1 protein-coding gene is annotated in these 395 nt (G+C 71.4%); it reads right to left on the reverse strand.

What is annotated here, in order from left to right; translation table 11 throughout:
* Positions 1–395: HAD family hydrolase (locus ACLQ2Q_RS22225; RefSeq protein ID WP_425824083.1), on the reverse strand; the 395-nt coding region annotated here is incomplete at both ends.

A 395-nucleotide genomic window follows, 5' to 3' on the forward strand; every position in this document is an offset into this window, starting at 1 on the left:
CGTCCGGCGACCACGAGCGCGCCGTCGACGACGGCCTGCACACCGAACCCGGCATGGGACAGGAAAGACTCGGCCTGCGGCGGGATGCCGTCGGCAGCGGTCACGATGGCGCGGGCGACCGGGTGCTCCGAGCCCCACTCGGCCGCCGCCGCGGTGGCCAGGAGATCCTCGGCGGTAACGCCGGGTGCCGGTGAGACTGCGGTGACGGTCATCGTGCCGTGAGTGATGGTGCCGGTCTTGTCCAGCACGATGGTGTCGACCTGGCGGGTCTGTTCAAGCACCTGGGGTCCGCGGATCAGGATCCCCAGTTGCGAGCCGCGGCCGGTGCCGACCAGCAGCGCGGTCGGTGTCGCCAACCCCAACGCGCAGGGGCAGGCGATGATCAGAGTCGCCAC

This window comes from Microbacterium sp. DT81.1 (genome assembly GCF_049844955.1).
Taxonomy (GTDB): domain Bacteria; phylum Actinomycetota; class Actinomycetes; order Actinomycetales; family Microbacteriaceae; genus Microbacterium.